Annotated in this window: 16 protein-coding genes; all 16 read right to left on the reverse strand. The window is 39.8% G+C overall.

All coding sequences use genetic code 11. The features are described from left to right. Positions 1 to 88: 88 nt before the first annotated feature. Positions 89 to 5449, reverse strand: coding sequence for a hypothetical protein (locus tag CEF21_RS20650; RefSeq protein WP_123919668.1), 5361 nt, complete (start codon positions 5447 to 5449; stop codon positions 89 to 91). 483 nt (positions 5450 to 5932) lie between these two features. After that, positions 5933 to 6469, reverse strand: a complete 537-nt coding sequence (locus CEF21_RS20655) for a DUF5381 family protein (protein ID WP_123919670.1) — start codon at positions 6467 to 6469, stop codon at positions 5933 to 5935. An 18-nt stretch (positions 6470 to 6487) separates the two neighbouring features. After that, positions 6488 to 7264, reverse strand: a complete 777-nt coding sequence (locus CEF21_RS20660; protein WP_123919672.1) for a hypothetical protein — start codon at positions 7262 to 7264, stop codon at positions 6488 to 6490. Positions 7265 to 7276: 12 nt separating this feature from the next. Further along, a complete protein-coding gene (locus CEF21_RS20665) occupies positions 7277 to 8500 on the reverse strand; it encodes a hypothetical protein (protein WP_123919674.1) in 1224 nt (407 codons plus the stop codon). Positions 8501 to 8519: 19 nt separating this feature from the next. Then, positions 8520 to 8843: a WXG100 family type VII secretion target gene (locus tag CEF21_RS20670; protein ID WP_123919676.1), complete on the reverse strand. Its 324-nt coding sequence runs from the start codon at positions 8841 to 8843 to the stop codon at positions 8520 to 8522. A gap of 650 nt (positions 8844 to 9493) precedes the next feature. Further along, positions 9494 to 10984, reverse strand: coding sequence for a hypothetical protein (locus tag CEF21_RS20675; RefSeq protein WP_123919678.1), 1491 nt, complete (start codon positions 10982 to 10984; stop codon positions 9494 to 9496). A gap of 118 nt (positions 10985 to 11102) precedes the next feature. After that, a complete protein-coding gene (locus CEF21_RS20680; RefSeq protein WP_123919680.1) occupies positions 11103 to 11342 on the reverse strand; it encodes a site-specific integrase in 240 nt (79 codons plus the stop codon). A 339-nt stretch (positions 11343 to 11681) separates the two neighbouring features. Continuing rightward, the gene (locus CEF21_RS20685; RefSeq protein WP_123919682.1) at positions 11682 to 12011 is read right to left on the reverse strand and encodes a hypothetical protein; all 330 of its coding nucleotides are present in this window, start codon (positions 12009 to 12011) and stop codon (positions 11682 to 11684) included. A 2-nt stretch (positions 12012 to 12013) separates the two neighbouring features. Continuing rightward, positions 12014 to 12337, reverse strand: coding sequence for a hypothetical protein (locus CEF21_RS20690; RefSeq protein ID WP_123919684.1), 324 nt, complete (start codon positions 12335 to 12337; stop codon positions 12014 to 12016). Beyond that, positions 12338 to 12832 carry a JAB domain-containing protein gene (locus CEF21_RS20695; RefSeq protein ID WP_123920475.1) on the reverse strand — a complete coding sequence of 165 codons (495 nt, stop codon included), beginning with the start codon at positions 12830 to 12832 and terminating at the stop codon, positions 12338 to 12340. It abuts the gene before it with no gap. Positions 12833 to 13042: 210 nt separating this feature from the next. Further along, entirely contained in the window at positions 13043 to 14413 is a 1371-nt protein-coding gene (locus CEF21_RS20700) for a hypothetical protein (RefSeq protein WP_123919686.1), read from the reverse strand. Positions 14414 to 14416: 3 nt separating this feature from the next. Continuing rightward, entirely contained in the window at positions 14417 to 15046 is a 630-nt protein-coding gene (locus CEF21_RS21810; protein ID WP_346773378.1) for an Ig-like domain-containing protein, read from the reverse strand. Between the two features lie 379 nt (positions 15047 to 15425). Beyond that, entirely contained in the window at positions 15426 to 18116 is a 2691-nt protein-coding gene (locus tag CEF21_RS20710; protein WP_123919690.1) for a hypothetical protein, read from the reverse strand. Between the two features lie 354 nt (positions 18117 to 18470). After that, on the reverse strand, positions 18471 to 19613 hold the full coding sequence (locus CEF21_RS20715) for a S8 family peptidase (RefSeq protein ID WP_123919692.1): 1143 nt from the start codon (positions 19611 to 19613) through the stop codon (positions 18471 to 18473). Positions 19614 to 19700: 87 nt separating this feature from the next. Beyond that, the gene (locus CEF21_RS20720) at positions 19701 to 21014 is read right to left on the reverse strand and encodes a UDP-glucose dehydrogenase family protein (RefSeq protein ID WP_164462268.1); all 1314 of its coding nucleotides are present in this window, start codon (positions 21012 to 21014) and stop codon (positions 19701 to 19703) included. Between the two features lie 37 nt (positions 21015 to 21051). Then, complete coding sequence (galU, locus tag CEF21_RS20725) at positions 21052 to 21927, reverse strand: UTP--glucose-1-phosphate uridylyltransferase GalU (RefSeq protein ID WP_123919694.1); 876 nt, start codon at positions 21925 to 21927, stop codon at positions 21052 to 21054. Between the last annotated feature and the right edge of the window lie 14 nt (positions 21928 to 21941).

A 21941-nucleotide genomic window follows, 5' to 3' on the forward strand; every position in this document is an offset into this window, starting at 1 on the left:
AAACATACATGGCTATAAATTCAAAAAAGGCTCTGCAGAGATTACACCTCTGCAGAGCCTTTAATATTTATAAATCGTACTATATCTTTTAGTTAAATTTAACGACTCCATCCTCCAGCTTGAAATCTTTATCCATATCAAGAGATGCAGTCACTAAACGATTAGATGCAAGCTCTGCAGATGGAGCTTTAGTATTATCTGCAGGCTGGCTCGGTGAGGATGCATTTCCATTTTCTAATGGCTGCTGTTTGTTTGACCACACAACCTTTGAACTGCCTTCTAAATTGATTTTCTTGTATCCTGGCGCTCCTACGGATACATCACCATAATCAGAAAATATTTGAATATCCTCTGATAAGGTGCCTCTTTTAAAATTGAAACTAGGAGTTAGTGAGGCATTGCTTGGATTTGATCCTTTGTCTATATTAACCCCGTACCAGCTGTTCCCTTTCGTATAGAAACCATCTGCTTCCACAACGGAACTGTTGATGATCAATCCTGCTGCTGCATTGTCATTAGCTTGTACTTCCACAAGACTTACGTTTTGAGATTCATAGACATTCAATCCGCTGCCCGGCGCATTTTGGATGATTAGATTTTCAAGCTTTACTGCACCAGCCACTCCATTAATGGATAGTAAATTCTTTTCATACCCAGCAGAGTACGTATAACCAGCTTTAGGCTTAAAAACAACCCGCCCTTTTCCAATTATCGTTACCGGTTTAGTAATAGCCAATTGCTTAGATAATTCGTATTCTCCCTCATTGACGTAAATAATTGCACCTTCTTTCGATGCTTGTACAGCCTCTTCAAGAGTTGGATACAGCGTTCTTTCTCCTTGAATCACTGCTCCTTTTGCAAGTGGCTGCCCCTGGTTTGTCCAAATCAATTTTGAAGATCCGGCCACCCTATAGAGTTCTAAGTCCGCGATAACCTCTACCCCGCCTTTATCAGAGACGATTTGAGCAGGCTCTGATAGAGATCCGGAATGGAGTGTGAATTTAGCAGCAGGTGCTGAACTGCTTGGATTTGATCCCTTATCCACATTCACTCCATACCAACCGTTTCCGCTTGTTGTAAAGTCACTTGCCTCTACTACAGAGCTGTTGACGATTAATCCTGCGGCCGTATTTCCGATAGAGTTTACTTTTTTCAGCGTTACGTCCTGGGATTCGAATATATTGAGTCCGCTGCCTTGTGCATTTTTAATCGTCAAATTTTGAAGCTCTACTTTACCAGCGACTCCAGTAACAGATACTAGATTTTTTTCATAAGGTGCTGAAGGCGTATAATTGCCTTTAGGCTTTAGAACGACCTGTCCGTTTCCAATAATGGTTACCGGTTTAGTAATGACCAATTGCTTAGATAGTTCGTATTCTCCCTCATTAACCCAAATAGTTGCGCCTTCTTTAGCTGCCTGCACAGCCGCTTCAAGGGTTGGGTACAGCGTTTTTTCTCCTTTAATGACTGCCCCCTTTGCAAGTGGCTGACCTTGATTCGTCCAGAATAACTTAGAAGTACCTGCAACTGAATATTTTTCAAATCCTTCTGCAGAGACTGTCACATCTCCATTATCGGAAAAGATTTTCGTTGGCTCCAACAAAGCTCCGCTAGTCAATGTAAAACTAGTGACAAGGTTTGGATTGCTTGGATTGGATCCTTTATCCACGTTCACTCCATACCATTTGTTACCATTTGTGCGTAAATCTTCTGCTTCTACCACAGAGCTGTTAACAATCATCCCTGCTTCATTGTTGTTTAGAGAGCGGACATTTTTCAGCTTTACGTTATTGGATTCATACACGTTAATCCCGCTTCCCAGCGCATCCTGAATGGTTAGGTTCTCCAGTTTGACTGCACCAGCAACTCCATTGATGGAGACCAGGTTGTTTTCATACCCTGCAGAGGCTTTATAATCAGCTTTAGGTTTTAGAACTACTTCACCGTTTCCAATAATGGTTACCGGCTTAGAAATAAGAAGCTGTTTAGGCAGCTCATACGTTCCTTCGTTAACATGGATGACTGCATCCTCGTCTGCTGCTTGTACCGCTGTTTCAAGAGTTGGATACACCGTATTGTTTATTATTGCCCCTTTTGTACGAGGCTGACCGTAGCTCGTCCAGAACACCTTAGAAGTGCCACCTATCTTATATTCTTCAAATCCTTCCGCAGTAACGGATACATTCCCTTTATCAGAAATAATTTGGGTTTCCTCTGATATGGACCCTTTAAGGAATTTGAAAGAGGTTACCAGTGTGGAGCTGCTTGGATTGGATCCTTTATCCACGTTCACCCCATACCATTTGTTATCAATCGTGTAAAACTCATCCGCCTCTACGATCGAGCTGTTGACAATAAGCCCTGCTGCTCCGTTATGGCTTGAATGTACGTTTTTAAGCTTTACGTTTTGAGACTCAAATACATTAATCCCGCTGGCTTTTGCATTTCGGATGGTTAGGTTCTCTAGCTTTACTTGCCCTGCAACCCCGTTAATGGAGATTAAATTGTTTTCATAGGATTCCGTAGCAGTAAAATCGCTTTTAGGGCTGATAGCTACATTCCCTTCTCCTTTTATGGTAATTGGTTTCATAATAAGCAGCTGTTTGGACAGTTCATACGTCCCCCCGCTAACATGAATGACTGCCCCCGCGTCAGCTGCTTTCACTGCTGCTTCAACAGTCGGATAAAAAGTTTCTCCCCCTTCAATTACAGCTCCTTTAGTGAGCACCTGTTCTCGGTTTGTCCATAGAGCCGCAGATGTATCAGCAACTTTATATTTTTTATATCCTGGAGCTGTTACTTCTCCCTTGTTAGAGAAAATTTGAGTCGGTTCCAGCAGGGTTCCATTTACCAATTTAAAACTTGCAGCCAGTTCCGGACTGCTTGGATTCGATCCTTTATCCACGTTTACCCCGTACCATTTGTTCCCATCAGTCTTAAGCTTTTCTGCCTCTACTCTGGAGCTATTGATGATTAATCCAGCGGATGCATTTCCGATGGAACGGACATCCTTCAGCTTTACATTTTGGGATTCAAAAACATTAATTCCGCTTCCTATTGAATTAAGAATGGTTACATTCTCCAGATTCATTTCCCCTGCAACATTATTGATGGACACTAAATTCTTTTCATAGGACTCAGTGAATGCAAAATCATCCTTAGGACTGATCACCACATCGCCGTTTCCAATAATCGCAATTGCTTTGGAAACTAAGAGCTGTTTAGACAGTTCATACGTTCCTGATTCCATTAAAAACGTATCATGATCAGCTGCTTCACTTACGGTCTTCACTACATTACTGTGTTCATTTAAAACTTTCAAATTTCCATATGAACCAGTTTGAATTTTGTAGTTTATTGTTTTACTAGTATCTTTATCATCTTTAACCACTAGAATATTTTCGATATTTTTAATGGCTGGTACTTGAATGGAATACTTATTTCTTTCACCTTCTACTGATGCGGCTGCCACTTTCATTCCATTCCATTCAACTGATGCAGGGACTTTACTGGAAACAAAAGTAACCGCTGTTGAATCTGATACGGTGACATCAGTGACCGAAAAATCTATCGCAACAGGTCCTGGTGAGACGCCTCCTCCTGCTGGTGCCGCACTGCCTGAAGGTGTTCCGGGTATCACAATACCAGTTGCAGTCTCAACGTTTCCTTTGTTCTCAATTTGTACTGTACCTGTGACGGAAGGATCTTTTTTCACTTCTTTCACCACGGTGTTTTCAGGAATAACAAGCTTTGCATTTGAGTTTTGGATGTCTACACTGGTTTTCGAGAAATCACCTTTAAGGGTTATCTTTGAATCTTTGCTTTGAGAGGCTACTGAGACAGCAGCAACTTCAGATCCCTTTCCTGCCTCAACTGTTGCTTCCGCTTTTACCTCGATTTCCCTTACTTTTGCATTTTCTTCTATTTTCAAACCATTTCCTGAGCCAGATACAGTTATTTTTGATTTGGAAAGATCGCCTGCAAGCGTTAGAACATCTCCTGCTTTTGTTGAATTGACTTCAACTTTTTCAAGGACTGCACCTGTCTCTGCAGTGATCGTCGCTTGAGTCTTCACCTGAAATTCTCTTATTTTTGCTGAAGACGAAAGGGAAACTTCGGGATTTTCTCCTTCTAAGGTGACTTTTGAATTTGAAAAATCACCCTTAAAGCTGATTCGTTCTCCTTCTTTAGCAGGTTTAACAAGCACAGAATCTACATGAGCACCTGGTGCTGCGAACAATTCTGCTTTTTTTGCGATTTCTACATTCGTTAAAGATGATTCTGAATCAATTGATAATTGGGGTCCCTCATCTTTTATGGCTGAAACGGATTGAAGTGTTTGTAACATCGCTCGTTTCATGATTCGTTGGTCTAAAACAGTTAATTGGGCCGCATCAACCTTATTTAATGCAGCTTTTTCTGCATCGTGTATTTTTATCGTTCCATTTACTTTTATATTAGACAGTTCAACATTCCCGCCTATATCGTTTGCTCCCTGAATAATTAGATCACCGTTTATTTCAAGGTTTTTTAATTTAATGAATGAACTTTCTCCAGCTATTAAAATTACATTGCGGTTGATAACCTTCTTGATTTCATTTCCATAAACAGTCGGTTTGAGGGGATCTTTTGAAGCAGCAGATATTTTGAGAACAAATTGACTTAACACAGTATCCTTAGTATTTTTTAACGCAGTATTCATTCCCGTTAGCGCCGGATATTTTCCGGGATGAATTTTATTCCCCGTTTGCTTTATTTCAACCGCTCTTTCCTCTAATCTCGAAAGCATTTGTGTCAATTCTTCCGCTTCTTTCACTTTACCTTTTGAAATCCATAACTTTGCTTTTTCCAGAAGATTAAATTTAGAAACCTCGTATTTTACTGATTCTTTTGCAATTTTAGCAGGAAGCACATATTTTTTTTCAGCTAATAAACGTTTATTTTCTCCATATATCTTACTAGACGCTTTTTCAGTCTTTTTCATTTGCTCTGATAGCTGGTCATACACCTTGACCATTTCCATATTCATCTCGTCAGCATTTATGTATTGCATTAAAGCATTTGTTTGCTTTTCTAATTTCACCCCTGCATTAATCGCATCGATTAACCGTGCAGCTTTTACATGCTCATTTACTGCATTCTCTAGCTGCTGCTGTAAGCGGGATTTGTCTTTTCCTTTATACCCATATAGGGCTTTCTTAGCTAAATCGATTTGACTCGATGCTTTACTATACAGCTTTGACACTTCAACACTTAAAACGAGCTGTGTATTTCCAGATCCGTAAAAAGGTTTTAGTTGACTGACAGTTAACTGGGCATTTTTAACCAGTTCATTTACAGTTACAGATGATGCTGAAGCTGGGGCTGGTGATACAACTGCAGCAGAAGCCACGAAAGCTGATGACATAACAAAAGCACTTGATTTTCCGAAACGTTTTTTCTTACCCAAAAAATCTCATCTCCTATAAATTATGGAATTATATGAAAATATAACCACGACAATACTATCACAGATATAGTCAAAAAGTCCTTAAAAAAGTAAAATATTTTCATTTATATAATAAAAAGTATATTTTTGTGGTTTATTCCTTTTTAAATAGAGAGGAAGCAGTACTATGAATTAATATAAATAAAGATTAAATTTAGGAGCACAAGAAAAGCCCCACAGAGTTTTCTCTGCGGGGCTTTTTTATGTACTTCTAATAAGGTGTCTGGTACCGGCTAAATCATCTCCAGCAAATAATAACCCAGGACAATGAACTGGATGGGAATCATGGCTAATGTAAAACAGCCATTCGTGCAGGCGCAGCTGTCCAAGCAGCCGTTTTGAAGTTCGCTGATACATCCTTCTCTCTTTTCCTCAGGCTTTTTCTTTTTATAGTTAGAACTCTTATAATCCTGCAGGGGGGTTCACCTCTCACGATACTATGTATTAAGGCTGGATCCTGCCATTTGTAAATTTCCGGGACCAGACCTCCTGGGCATGCGGATGCATATGGGGAATGACGTATTTCTCTATATGCTGCTTTACATCAAGGGGTTTTAATGTATTAAAGGTGTGAAACCTGATTACCCGGTTGTCAAAAGTGGTGACAATTAATTCCTGATAAAAAAGTCCTTGAAGGCTAGGCCTGTATAAATTCAATCGGATATCCTGTATATCTTTGAAAGCGACTTCTCTTTTTCCGTCTGTGATATATCCATTTTCCCCTTCGAATATCTTGTATAAGGTGGTTCCTCTTTTAAAAAACGAAGGTAGCCATAGAATGGTTGTCAGCATTGAAAATGGCAGAGTTACTATACCTACAAATATTGATATTAGAGAATAAGACGACTTAAACTGAAAACCATATCCAATTAAAAAAATACTCAATGCAATGCCTCCGACTGTAACCAAAAGCAGCCATACAAAGAAGAACGGATTCATTTTTATTTTTATTGGGCGATTTTGTGGAAGTGTTGTATTCAAGATGTCCTCCTATGACCATTAAATAGACAGCGTTGTGTTCGTTCTAAAAACTTTAGAATGGAGCAGCTCTGAATTATAGCTTCTTAGCTGAAATTGATTCTCAATCATTCCATCGATAAACCAATGCATATTTGCCCCTTTTAAAACAAAAATCAAATCAAAAAGGTTGGGTACGTTGCCGGCCGAGTATTCAAAAAAAGCCAAGCTGTCCAATTTTCCTTTTTTTGTTTTTAGATCCTGTATAAATTCATTAAATAAATCATCTGTTTGATCTATTTCAAATTTATCAATGGTTTCATTGCTTGCTATTTTAAGCAGCTTTTCAAATTCATCTTTATTTCCTAGCAATCTGAAATAGTCCATTTCAACTGAACTATTAATATCCATAAAATGCTCCACATCTCTAAGCATTTCTTCTTCTGATTCAAATAAAGTGAGTTTATTCACGAGCTGATCATGTATCATTTGGTGGGAATGAATAGATTCATTGCCGAAATTATAGGAAACCCCGATATCCTCTGTTTCTGTTACTTTAGATGCCCTCAAAGAGTATTTGGCATGACTTACGGTCTTAATATAGGAAGAGTATTCCTTCTTTACTGTATATTTGTTCCCGCTGTAATTCAATAGGTCTTTAGCCAGCAATGAGCGGCAGGCTACCTTCAGCATTAAATCAAAATCTTCGTCTTCAATATTTGGAAAATAGATGTTTTTAAAATTTAGGCCTTGCTCGAAATCCCCTTCACTGTATAAACAAAACAAGAGTTCATCTATACTCAGTTTAATGGTCTTCACTCTTTCCAACTCCTATCCGAATAATGGTTTACTAAAGAAATGACCGGCATCTTTAACGAGGGAGGATGCTGTATCCGAAACCTTCTTTAACCCCTTGTCAACTGCCTTCTTCCCCTCTTTAATCATGTCGTTACCTTTTTCAATTGCGTCGTCTACTTTACCTGCAACTTTCCCTACTTTCTCCATAGTACCTCTAAAATGCTCAACACCCGAATGGATCTGATCTTTAAAGACTAATGCGACATCTTCAGCAATAAACTGAGTACTTTCGGCTACAACTTCCCCTACTATCCCTCCGGCAGTTGCCCCAAGAGCCCCTACAACAATTGTTCCGCCTGGACCCAGAAAAGTACCTGCAGCGCCCCCAAGAGCAGCCCCGGCAACAGAAAATCCAGTCACAACTCCCGTCTTGTATACGGCTCGTCCAACCGCTTTTGCATTTTCTCGTTTTAATACCTCAGTGTTATTTCCGTATTTTTCGTAGTTCCCGGCAATGTCCAGACCCATTCCGGTCAGTTCTGTTCCAGCAGTAATTAATGCTGTCATTGGGGCAGAAGTTTTAGCAAATTTCCAGCCTGTTTTCATTACCTGTCCAAAGGTAAACTTTTCCCCCGCTTCATTTACTGCCCCTTTAATAAACCCTTGAAAAGAATTCGTATAATTTACGACATCCTGCGGCAGATACTTTGCAAATTTCATGTGCACCAAATCTGCGAAAGAGTTACTCGCAAATTTCTTTTTTAAATACTTTAAGCCTAAGAAGCCTCTTGCTACATTCCTATACTCAGATGCATCAATTTTCGCTGCAAGTGACGCAAACGGTCCGTAATGTTTAAAGGACCACAAACCATTTGCTCCTAATGTATAATCCGTCAATCCTGTCAGCAAGTACTTCATTTGGTTGGCAGCTACAACTCCCATTCCTGTAACCGTTCCATACTTGTCATATAAACCATATAAAAATTGCAGGGTATTATCGGCTTCTGCCATTTTTTCAGATACCTTGCGAAGATCCTTGTCCACATCATCCATTTTGTCGATTAGTTTGTCGCCGGCATCACCATATGTATCGACAACAGAGAAACAATGCGCAAACTTTGAATCTACATTTAAAATCATCCTAGAAAGGGCATTTTTCAGATCTGTATTTATATCCTCAATCAGTGCAAGCTCCTTCACTACAGAATTCGCCAGACTTTCCAGCTTGTCAGGTTCAATTGATATTTTTTCAGCCATTTAAGAATTTCATCTCCCGTTAAGCAGTAGTGGGTTTCTTGCATGAAAGATTTAATGATGCCAATTCTTTAGCACGCGCTTCTGCTGCTATTTGATCATTCGTTTGGTCAATTAAAGCAGCTGCCTTATATAGCTGCTCGCTTGTTTCCTGTAATTCCTGTGCGAACCAGCCGTATTTTTTCAGCACATCTTGAAACTCCTCATCGAATTTTCCCCTTGACTCTCCGGACCAGTTTGAAATATCCTTCAGAGCCGTATTTTTTATCTCAAATTCTGAGTCTATCACCTTTTCAGAAGCATCGGCGTATTTTTTTGCCAAATCCCTAACAGGACTTGAATCCATATCATTCACCTCGTTATAAAATTAAAAAGACCAGATTATCCTCTAACTTCTCCCATTAAGTTCCCATAAAAATAGGTTATAAAACCTAATTTATAGAAAATAAGAAAACAAAACCCATTATAAGGAAGAATAAGTCTAAATAATAGTTCTAAAAGACTCAATTCAATATATATACCTGAGGTTATTTAGTGCTATTTTTACCTAATCCTTATAAATGGTTTATTTCAAACGAACTATTGACCTTTTTTACACTTTAGGAAAATGATGAAACCCTTGGTTGGCATTGAAAGAGAGAGCAAAGACTGACACACACTAACTGAATCTAATCAGCTATTTAGAGTTGTTAATTTGTATAAATAGGGGGAGGGAAAGGAAGGTAGATGAAATCGTAGGCTTATTAATTATTATTTTTTCATTCGGCTTATTTATAATTGAAATAAGAGTTAAAAAAAACCCTGGATTTTCATCCAGGGGGCCCTTGAAACATACTAAGGAAGATTTAAACCAATAAAGATTATAGATAATAGTCCTCAAACATAATTATGTTATAAATTGACGTATTTTAATTGTTATTGATTATCAAAATCCGCCACTGCTAACCTGGTAAATTGCCTTTGCATTAATAGTTGCTTCTAGTATGCTCCCTATCATCAATTTACTGTGACAGGTATGTTAACTGACCGATCGTTATATTTAGCGGTAATGGTGGTTGTCCCCTTCTTTTTACCCGCTTTAATGACCCCGTCTTCTACTGTTACAATGCCGCTCTTTGTAACCTTCCAATCAGCCATTGTTGTTACATTGCGTTTAGTACCGTCGTAATAATAAGCAGTAAGCGTTATTCCTTCTTCTGCTTCTCTTTTTAATGTCACCTTAGCTGCTGAAGCTTTTAATGATTTAACCTTTTTATCTTTAATGACTTCTACTTTTATAGACGTTTCTTCCCCTTCATAGGAAGCTGTGATTGTTGACTTTCCAATACTGTTCGCGGTTAATATGCTATCTTCTATTTCTGCAACACTGCTTTTTGATGAGGTCATTGTGACTTGATCGCTAACGTCTTCACGGGAGCCGTCCGTATATGTAGCAAATACTTTTAATATCTTTTCTTCATTTACAAGCATTTTCACATTCTTATCTGTGATTTGCAGTGACTCTACTTCTTTATTCTCTTCTTCCGCATCTGTTACATTTACTTTAATAATAACTTCGTAGCCTTGATAGAAAGCAGTGATTGTTGTTTCACCCGATGAAACGCCTTCGATTTCCCCACCATCAACCTCAGCTACTTCACTATCTTCGGTTGTCCAAGCTGCCTTGGCCGTTACGTCTTTTTTTGTATTATTTGAAAGGGTTGCAAAAAGATCGATTGATGCTGTTTCCCCTGTTTCAATATCTAATTCTTTAACAGAAGCTGTCAGCTTTTGCACACCTGCTTTTGAAACCGAAACAGGCAATGTTACTTTTTTTCCCTTAAACGATACTGTAATCACTGCTTTGCCTTCCTTAGAACCTGCCTTAATCTTCCCCTGTTTTACTGAGGCAACAGTAGTGGAACTGCTTCGATAAACCGTATTTTTGTTATTTGTAATATCTTTTTCCGTTCCATCTTTGTCAATAGAGTATACATGAATTTTAACCGTTTTACCCGGAAGAACAGTTAAACTTTCTTCTGAAAGAACAATCGAATCTAAACCTTCTTCTGAATTTCCTTCGTCAGTTCCTTCATAGTTAACAGAAGAGGTATAGTAAGCTAATGGCTGGTTTTCTTTTGAGTACAATATTGTTAAATTGTAATATTTTCCTTTACTAGGAAGTCCAGAATTATAACCTCGATCATCATAGGCATAAAATCCGCCAATATAATCATCAATGTTATCTCGATTTACAATCATCTGACCATTTGAAGAACCCACTGAAATTTTCACGAATGAACGGATTGATTCTGGGAGCTTGTTTCGATCAACAAAGGTAGTAAATCCAGTTTCTGTAGGAATGTGTGTAATTCCACTTTCCCCCGTTAATTCAATTACCTCATTCGTATCTGAAACTTCTGCAGATACTTTTATAGGCATGAAAATTTGTGCTGCTGAGAACATAATAAGTACAAGTACGGTGAACATCGTTTTTAAGAAATTCATATTTTCCTCTCTCTCTTCTTTTTGATTCTTTATTACCATTTAATTATAGAATTTACCAATTTTAATATCAACAATTAACTTTAATAATTCCATGATACTGGTCCTTTTTGCCCAAAAACTATAAATTTTTATTAAGTATCAGGAAGAAGGAGTGAAACAAAAGGTTGTGGTGGAGTTCAATTAGGTATTGCTTAAACCGGACAAACGAAAATCTTGAAAGCGGTCCGTCTGAATCGCTAGCTTTCTCTCTTAAAAATTCATGAAATCCTTTCAAATCCCCATCATAAGATTCAATCGTCTTCACCGCCCTTCCTTCTTCCTCTAGCCATTGCCCGAACATCGATTGCAGCTCTTTCATCCGTTTCTCCCCTAACGAAAAAGAGCCCTGAATTTAAGCATTCAAGGCTCTTAATTATGAATCCATTTTATGATTTTCTTAATCGTACAAATCGAACATGGCTGTTGGCATAGACATGGATACATATTCAAATTCAAGCCCCTTTCTTTTTCATTACTTATCTTGATTATTTGATGACTTCCTATGCCACTTCGGTTGCCACAGCGACAATAACCGTTTCCACTACCTTCTCCCACATTCTTCTTCACCTCCTTTCAAGATGAAGAACCGACTCACGCAAGTACTATAATTATGCCGTGAGTTTTCCGCTTCAAATTGAGGCCGATTCCATGCCCTGCATCAACTCCTCCCGAATGTTCCTATATCCTTTAAGTTTTTTCGTGAGTTAAGCGATAGAAATGTCGTGAGTCTACTCCAAAGATTCAACCAGAGTTCCAGGTAATCAATATAGGTTTGCACCTGTTCTCGGTGAAAAGGCTGCGACAAGAAAGATATTATTCTTTCCACTTGTCCCTTATCTATTTCAATCACTTCTTCGATGGCATCATCTAGAAGCTGCTCCACTAGCTCGTCTTCCGTTAGGATGGTATTTTCATAGAATCCTGTCGATTCATCCACTTCTCTGAATTGCACTTCTCCATTGATTACGATCTTATGATATTTTGCCATCTTTAATTCCCCCATCTACTTTTTGTCTTATTACGGCTTCTCCGACTTTTAGAAGGACCTGCAGGTACCATTCTCTCGTTTCCGAATCCATTACCACTGCCCCCGATCCACTCCGTCCCATCCTCCTGTTCATAAATCATGGTCTCAAACAGAAGTTTTTCAGGAAGTTCATTCAACAATACGGCTGGAACAAAGCAATCCATCACTTCATCCTTAAACAGAATGACTCCCTCGCTGCTTACCTCTGACTCCTGAACTTTCAAACCAATCAGAGGAGCAATCATTTTAGTGAACCAATTTAACTCTATCCGTTCTTCCTTTTCCATTCAGACATACCCCTTTTCTTTGAGTGAAACAAAACTTTCTTCGCAAACGATCAAATGGTCTATTACTTCAATCCCCACAATCTTCCCTTCCTCCACTAGCCTATTCGTCACCTCCACGTCCTCCCTGCTTAGTGTTGGGTCTTGAGAAGGATGATTATGACCTACAATGATGGACGCAGCATTTGATAGAATGGCCGCCTTCATCACTTCCCTGGGATGCACTATGCTAGAGTTCAAACTTCCAACATGGCATATATTGATGGCCGTTGGCTGATTCTTTGTATCCAGGCAAATCACGATGAACTGCTCCCGATCACTGTCGATCAGGAAATCTCTTAACAACTGGTAGGCATCAGTTGGAGACTTGATTCTTCTTTCTTTGTAAAGCACACTTGATTCCCTTACAAGTTTCAGGCTGACGATGCTCACCCGTTTCGCTGACTGATTCTTTAAGCATCCCTTCTCAAACAACTCCAGCTGCTTTTGTTTCTTCATTTCATATAGCTTCAATTTGTATGCCTCCTCCCAAAATTAAAAATACCCTAACTCCGCTTTGGGAATTAGGACATCATATCACTTCATTTATATAATATTTATTTATCTTTCTCTTTTATCCGGTTTATAGACAAAAAGAAAAGCCCCGCAGAGATTTCTCTCTACGGAGCCGTTCGTCATACTTCGAGTGGTGACAGGCACCATCTTTAATTAATCTACAATTGTTACTTTGAATGCAACTGGTGCAGAAAGTAAGTCATCAACTTGAGTTGTATCAACATCAGATACCACTACTGTAAATGAACCTGAAGTCTTACCTGCAGCTAAAGTAGCCACTCCATTAGCGATTGTCACATTAGAAGCATTTGTAGTTGTATAAGTAATACCATTAGCTGCCAATGCATCTGTATTAGCCAGAGTTCCGGCAGTTGTAGTACTCCAATCAATCACTTTTCCAGATTGATCTTGAATAGTCAACTTAGGAGCTAATGTATACTTGCTAGTTGCCGCATCATAATAACCAGTGAATAACTCATCCAGGACTAGATCTGCATTAGTTCCACTTACATTATCGTTGTCGATTACAATATCATTTGTATTAACAACCGCTTTAGTAGCAACTGCATCAGTATTAGTATAAGTTACAGCTTTAGTACCAATTTTTGTACCATTTACTAATTCATCTACGTTAAGTGTTCCTGCACCAGCAAAAGTTTTGTAAGCTGTAGCATTGCTACCCAGTACAGATACAGAATCTCCTACAACGTCAATGTAAGTTTCAACTTCAGGATTTTTATCATAGCCTTGGATACTTAGAGTTACATCGTCTGTGTCAACAGCCTGAATTTTGTTTCCTTGAGCATCTACTTCGTAAACTGTGAAGTTAACTGCATCATCATTCTCTTCAGGAGCTGTATCTTTGTCTAAGTCAATTGCAGTAGCATCAGTTTCAATTGAATACCCTGCAAATGCACCAGCATCTTTACCAGTTACAGTAAAAGTTTTAGTAAACACTACATTACCTTTTGTGTCTTTTAGTTCAGCTGTAATAGTAGCAGTTCCTTTTCCAACTTCTGTAACAGTAACAGGAAGGGAAGAAGCAGCTGTTGTAACATCATTTAGAGCTACAGTTGCTACGTTTGTGTTGCTAGATTTAACAGTCATTGTTCCAACTGCGTTTCCACCAACTGAAACTGTGCCAGTTGTTGCACCTGTAGTAGCAACAGTCGCGTTGATAGCTTTATTGTATTGATCGGCAAGCTTAACATTCACGTCAGAAGTTTCTCCAGGATTTGTAGCTGTATTAAATGCTACGCTAGATTTATCAAGAGTTGCACTTGAAACTTTAGAGTCGGCTTTAACAGTGAAGCTTACAGTTGTAACAAAATCACCAATTGTTAACTTTACTTGTGCAGTACCTGTAGAGTATGCATTTACAACAAGTTCTCCACTTACAACAGAAGCAGTTGCAACAGCTGGTGTTAAGTTTTCAATCTTAGTAATATTTGCAGCATCTACCACTTCTTCAGAACCGTTGTTCTTCACAAGAAGTTCTAGATTTGGAGTATCTGATAATTTCATTTCTTAAACTAGATCTCCATCTTTTAATGCTGTTTTAAAACCTGTAACAGTATTAACATCATCACCTAGACCGAAGTTAGCAACAGATGAAACTGCTGTAGGAGCTAATGTTACTTTAATTGCATCGCTTTGTTTAACAGTATTGCCACCAGCATCTTTAACCGTTACTTGCACGTAGGCAACTTCATTTTCAGTTGCTCCAGCTACAGTACCAGCAATTGTTGTAACTTTTGCTGAAGTTGAAGAAACTTCTACAGTATATTCGTTAGTAACATCAATGCCTTTTGCGTTTGTTAATTTAACGGAATCAGCAATGTCATCGCCATTAACAAAAGTAGATTTAGTTAATTCAACCTTGCTAACTTCTCCAATTTCATATGAGAAAGTAGAAGTTTGAGCTTCTTTCATTTCTACACCAGAAGCAGATTTAACACCGTTAACAGTTACAGCATAATCAGTTTTGTCTGTAAGAGCTTTATTGAATGTTAAAGTAACTTCTTTTTTATTATCAGGATTAACTTCTGCTTTAACTACTGTTAGACCATTATCAGCAGTAAAGTTAGTAGCAGATACTTCACCAACATCACCTTTGAATGTTACTACTGCTTGAGTATCGTTAATCGCACTTTCTATAGGTTACCCCCAAAATAAAAAACCTTACGAACCCAGTATTATCAAGGGTTCATAAGGTTTTAATAGAATGTTGCAGGTTAGGGTAATTTGTAAATGACGAAAAGGATCAAGATAAAGTATAGCTAGATGCTTTTTGTCAACAAAATGAATGAGTTTTATTACTCAAAAACTACAGAGATTTTTCTCTTTGAGGTATTATAAAGGCGATTTACTTTACATTTACTGTGCTTTTTAGCAAGAGTATTACTATTGTCCTGTATTCTTGCCCATTGGCCATTTAGCAGAATGGGGTTGTTGTCCCCTTTTTCCGAGTAACATAGAGACAAAAAAAAGCTCCGTAGAGTTTTTCTCTACAGAGCTTCTTTTTAATAATTATTTATTAGTTAGAAACAACTTGTGAACCAGCAGCAACAACTAAACCATTTGCATCAGTTAGGTTTACTGTTCCAGTTGCACTTGTTTTAACTGTAATTGCACCAGAAGGAATAGCAGTAAAAGTAAGTTGAACTTGCTTAGAGTTACCTGCTACTGTAGAAGTTGCATATCCAGAAGTTCCAACAGTGGTACCAGTTGCATCAGTTACTACAAAGTCAGCTGCATCTAGCTTAGTTCCACTAATCGCTTCGCTGAATGTCACAATTACTGAGTTACCAACCTTAGAAGCTCCAGTTAATGTAGCAGCAGTGTTGTCTTCAACTTTAACTGTTTGACCAGTAGAAGCTACAGTCTTACCAGTTGTAGATTTAACACCTGCAACTGAAAGAATTGCGTTTGAACCAGTTCCGACTGCGCCAATATTTACGCTACCAGCTGGTAATACAATTACAACTGTATCTTTGTTAGCATCTTTGAAGTAAATATCAGTTCCAGTTGGAAGAGCTTTACCGTCTAACTTGTAGTTAGCTAAGTTAAGAGCTGTATCAGCAGTTACTTCCTTAGCAACAGAGTTATCAGAGAATGCTACTTCAAACTTGTTATTAGCAGGAGTAGAAACAGCAGCTAATAGGTCTGTTCCAGTTGTAGTACCAGCAGAAACTACAGCACTAGCAGTTACTAGAGCATTTTTATTAGCTTCCACTAGATCTTTAACCGCACCTGCTTCTAAACGGAATGTATAGTTGCCGGCAGTGAAGGCAGACGCATCAGCATTTTTGATAGTCACTTTTTTATTATCAGAAGAATCAGAAACAATAGTTAAACCTGTTGTGTTAACAGCAATACCATCACGACGAACTGTAAATAATGAATCATCAACAGTTACACCTTCGCTGAATGTTAAAGTGATAGTCTTTTTATCTGAGGACACTGAGGTACCAGTTACAGTTGGAGCAACAACATCTTTTGTCATTTTAACATTTTGAGAAGACGCAGCGTTCTTGTTGCCGTAAACGTCTACTAAACCGTCTTTAGCAATTACAAGAGCTAAATCTTTATCAGCAGCAGTACCGTAAAGGTTTGTAGATGTAAAGTTTAAATCAAATGATGTACCAGTTGTATCTCCAGCAGTTGCAGATACTGAATAAGGGAATGAAGAACCATCTTTTAAAACTGTGATAGCAGCTGCTAAATCAGCAAGAGTAGTTGAAGATGCTTTAGCACCTAACTTTTTATTGAAAACAACACGTAAAGTATCTGAGTCAGCTTGAGTAACTGAAGCTACTCCTAAAGCTGATACATCTTTAGTGAATGTTACATTACCAGTGTATGCAGCTAGAGCATTACCTTTGTAATCTTTAGCACCTGCAATATAGATGTCAGCTACAGAACCAGTTGCAACTGAAGCTGGTCTATTGAATGTTAACTCAGTAACAGGACCTGTAGATGAATTAGTGAATGCTACTGGTGTACCATTTACACGCAATACATCTGGGTTGCCAACAAGGGCCTCAGAAAGAGTTAAAGTTACTTCATCAGAAGCTGCGTCATAAGAAACACCTGTTACTGTTGGTGCAGTTGTATCGTCAACAGTGACTTTAGCGATGAATGGAGTTAGAGCTTTTGCGTCTGTAGTTTTAACCGCATCAGTTGCAGTTACTGTATAAGTACCATCGAAGAATTCAGCAACATCAGTACTTGTAATAGTTAAAGTTTTGCCGTCCTTGCTTAACGCACCTTCTAATTTAGCAGCTGTTACTGATTCTGCATCAGTATCGGCAACAACGCTAACTGAAGAAAGTAATGTATCATCTGTACCAGCATCAGTGATTACTGTATCAGCATCGATTGCTTTGTTGAATTTAACAACTAATTGTTTACCGTTAATCGCACTTACACTTTCAACTTTCGGAGTCAACTTAGCTTCGTAGCTAGCAATAACTTCAGCTTTATCTTTAGCTAGAGCAGCGTTGATTTCTTTAAGCTCTGGGTACATACCTGGGTGAAGCTTATTACCCGCTTCTTTAATTTTTACAGATCTTTCTTCAAGGCGTTGAAGAAGAGCTACTTTAGCAGGTACTTCGTCTAGTTTGTTATCAGCGATAAGCTGTTTAAGTTCTTTGTGTAGGTTGTAACGGGAAACTTCGAAAATAACTGTTTCTTTAGCGATTTTAGCAGGAAGTACGTATTTAGCTTGAACTGCTTCACGAACAGGAGCTCCGTAAACTTTTCCAGCTGTACGTTCTACTAGAAGAACGGCTTTAGAAACTTCGTTGTAAGCAGCTACAGTTGTATCGTCTAGTTTGTTAGCTTTCACTAGAACGTCAAGTGCAGCAACTTTTTTCATTAGATCGTCGCCAACTTTAACAGCGTCAATGATGCGAGCAGCTTTGATGCGGTTTTGTTCAGCAGCAGCTAGTTTAGTAGCCCATGCTCCAGTTGGTTTTGCAGCTTGTGCAGCTTTAACAGCTTTAGTAGCAGCGTTGTACTTTGCAGTGAACTCAGCAGAAACCATAACTTGATCTGCTTTAGTTACAGAGTAGTAAGGTTTAAGTTGAGCTACAGCAGCCTCAGCTTGTTTTACAAGAGTTTCAGTTTTAGATGCAGCAGCAGCTTGAGCCGGGTTAGCAGCTACTAGTGAGCTTGCAGCTACAGCAGCAGCTAGGCCAAGCTTAACAGTGTTCTTTTTTGACATTTTGGTGTGTTCCCCTTTCAAATTGTGTTTAAAGTGTTTTGTATATTGATAAACTGACAGATATGTAGACTGGCATAACTCCCAGTTACCAAAAACGAGTAAATAGGTATGTATATCCTCCTATACCGAAGTAAATTATTGCATACTTTGTCTGATTTTACAACTTTAAATTACATAAAACTAATAAAAAAGTGCTAGACAAAGGAAATACTTAGCAAGTGGAATACCTATTGACAATCATATTACAAAATATTTTAAAATGCCAGCAATTTCATGTAAATTTTTCATATTCTTTGTAAAATATTCTTAACATTGAAATACATACCATAGAATTTTGCAGAATGATGTCGAATATTATTTAATTCCGTAATAACTTCTATAAAGATTTAATACGGGTATCTGCAGTGTCCGCCCCTTTAAGGCTACTGATCTCATATCTGCATACTCTGTTAATCTTTTTCTCACCCATTCTACTCTCTGTCCGTTTTTAGGACCTGTATACAATGGAAGAAGCTTTGAGATGGCAGCCGTTACATGCGGCGCAGCCATAGACGTTCCGCTGTAAGCGGCATATTGATTTTTGTTGACCGTTGACAGGACGTTGACTCCCGGAGCCAGAATATCAAGTCCTCTGCCATAGTTGGACCAATACGGCATTCTGTAATTCTGATCGACGGCCCCTACTGCGATTGTATAGGCGGAGGAGGCAGGGTAATCCACGGTGAGCCCTTCGTTTCCGCTTGCCGCTACAATGGTGACGCCTTTGTCATATGCGCTTTTCAGTACTCTTTCGGTTACTTCATCCTTGCTTGCATGAACACCGAGGCTTAGATTCATGACTTCCGCCCCGTTATTTACGGCCCACGCGATTCCAGCCGTAATGTCGGAGAAATATCCTCCATATTCGCCTTCAAATACTTTCACGATCATGAGCTGTGCATTTGGGACCATGCCTGTCACACCGTATGTATTATTGTTTGCGGCGATAATTCCGGCAACATGCGTTCCGTGCTGATCACCGGCTGTATCTGTTGCCGTTTTCGGAATTTCTTTTCCATACAGATAGGTAATTTTGGACTGAACCCGTCCTTTAAGATCTTCATGATCTGAAATCCCCGAGTCAATAATGGCGATTTTGCACGCGCAGTCTTTCGCTGTGAGACGGTATGCCTGGGATTTTTTCACCCCCCACGGTGTTGTTTGTTTGTACGCTGCCGCTGTTCCGGTCTTTCTGTCGACCCCGGCGCTGATAATGGCCGGATTGGATTTTAGTTCCTCCAAGGATTTTTGTCCTGTTAAGACCGCGTAATAATGCCCATCAAGAAAAAAGCTCCGGAGCATGTTCCAATCCTTTAAGGCCGCCTTCAGGTCAGCCGGTTTGGCGGAAAGCTCAACAAGGTAGCGAGATGTATCGGCATTTGCCTTTTGCGCCGGCACAGCCAGTGCAGAACCAAACAATAGACAGCATATGAACAAAACTTTTATGATATTCCCCATTTTTCCACTCTACTCTCATCAATTAGTCGGTCTTATCTCTTTTATACTAATCGGAGAGCGTAAAAAAAACTAGATGGAATATTCCATCTAGTCCCTGTTCTTGATATTTTTTCTGCCGACGGAGTAATATTCGACCGGATGTTTGGCCGCCTGTTCAAGAGAATAGCAGTTCCGCCCGTCAAAAATAATCGGCTCGTTCATTTTTTCGATATAATCCTGGAACGTGAGCGCTTTTACCTGCTCCCATTCTGTCACGATCATCGCAAAATCCGCGTTTTGAATGGCTTCATCCGGAGAATCCACATAAATTGTTTGTTCAGGAAGAAGCTTTTTCGCATTGTCAGCAGCGATTGGATCGTAACCTACAACTGTTGCCCCTTCTTTGACAAGCTCATGGGCAAGAGCAATGGATGCGGCTTCGCGCATATCATCTGTATTCGGTTTGAACGCGAGGCCAAGCATGGCGACGCGCTTTCCTTGAAGGCTGCCGAAGCGCTCTTTCGCTTTTGTTACGAGCATGCGCTGCTGCTCACCGTTCACCTGGATGACGGATTTCAGAAGGTTAAAGTCATGCTGAACGTAGCTTGCAATTTGTACAAGTGCGCTTGTGTCTTTCGGGAAGCAGGAGCCGCCGTAGCCGATTCCTGCTTTCAGGAACTTGCTGCCGATCCGGTCGTCCATTCCCATCCCAGCTGCCACATCTTCTACATCTGCTTCAAGCTTTTCGCAAAGGTTGGCAATTTCGTTGATGAAGCTGATCTTCGTTGCAAGGAAGGCGTTGGACGCATATTTAATCATTTCCGCACTGCGAATGTCTGTTTTAAAAATCTCAATTCCGAATGGACGGTTAATTTCTTCCAGAACGGCTGCCGCTTCGTCGCTGTTCGCACCAATCACAATGCGGTCGCCTTCAAACGTATCCTTTACAGCCGATCCTTCACGCAGGAATTCAGGATTGGAGACGGAATGAACGGTGTAGTTTTCTTTAAGATGTTCTCTTACAATAGACTGGACACGTTCGTTTGTTCCAACCGGAACGGTGCTCTTCGTCACGACCACTACATCACTTTCGATGTTATTGGCGATATCTATGGCTACCTGCTCCACGAAGCGAAGATCTGCCTGGCCGTCCTCGCGCTGAGGCGTGCCTACCGCGATATAAATCGCTTTTGCACCGGCAAATGCCTCTTTGTGGTTTGTTGTAAAATGCAGTCTTCCGCGGTCAATGTTCGCTTTCATTAATTCATCAAGACCTGGCTCATAGATTGGAGACAAGCCCTGTCTCATCCGTTCGACTTTTTGTTCATCTATATCAACGCAAGTTACGTCATGGCCGATTTCTGAAAGGCAGACACCTGTCACAAGGCCTACATAACCGGTTCCTACTACTGCTATTTGCATGATGTCAGATCCTCCAAATGGCTGATTGCTCAGCACTTTACTTTTTCACTTTTTCTTCAAGGTAGCTGTTTACCTGGTCTCTCAAGTCTTCACGTTCAAGGGCAAAATCGACCGTCGCTTTAATGAATCCGAACTTGTCGCCGACGTCATAGCGCTGTCCGTCGAAGTTGTAAGCATAAATCGGCTGGCTTTCGTTCAGGACTTTCAATGCATCGGTCAGCTGAATTTCCCCGCCTGCCCCAGGAGGCAATTCTTCCAGAATCGTGAAGATCTCCGGAGTCAGGATATACCGTCCCATAATTGCATAGTTGGATGGCGCTTCTTCGGTTTTCGGTTTTTCAACAAGTGTATGTACAGAAATCATTTTATCCCCATTTGGTGTTTCCTGAGGCGCAATGATTCCGTATTTGGAAACATCCTCCTGAGGCACCTGCTGGACCCCAACGACACTGCGCTGATGCTTGTCAAACGCATCAATGAGCTGCTTCGTGCATGGCACTTCTGAGCGGACAATATCATCTCCCAACAGGACAGCAAAAGGTTCATCCCCAATGAAACGGCTTGCGCAATTAATCGCATGTCCCAGTCCCTTTGGTTCCTTTTGGCGAATGTAGTGGATATTAGCAAGGCCGGAGATTTCCTGAACCTCTTTTAGGACTTTGTCTTTCCCTTTTTTCGCAAGCGTTTCTTCCAGCTCATAGGATTTATCGAAGTGATCCTCAATGGCGCGCTTTCCGCGTCCGCTTACGATAATGATGTCTTCAATTCCTGCTGCTACCGCTTCTTCAATAATGTACTGTATGGTTGGTTTGTCCACGATTGGAAGCATTTCTTTCGGCTGTGCTTTAGTAGCAGGAAGGAACCGTGTCCCCAAGCCTGCTGCCGGAATAATGGCTTTTCTAACCTTTGTCATAAAAATCCCCCTAC

It is taken from the genome of Bacillus sp. FJAT-42376 (genome assembly GCF_003816055.1).
In the GTDB taxonomy this organism is placed as follows: domain Bacteria; phylum Bacillota; class Bacilli; order Bacillales; family Bacillaceae; genus Metabacillus_B.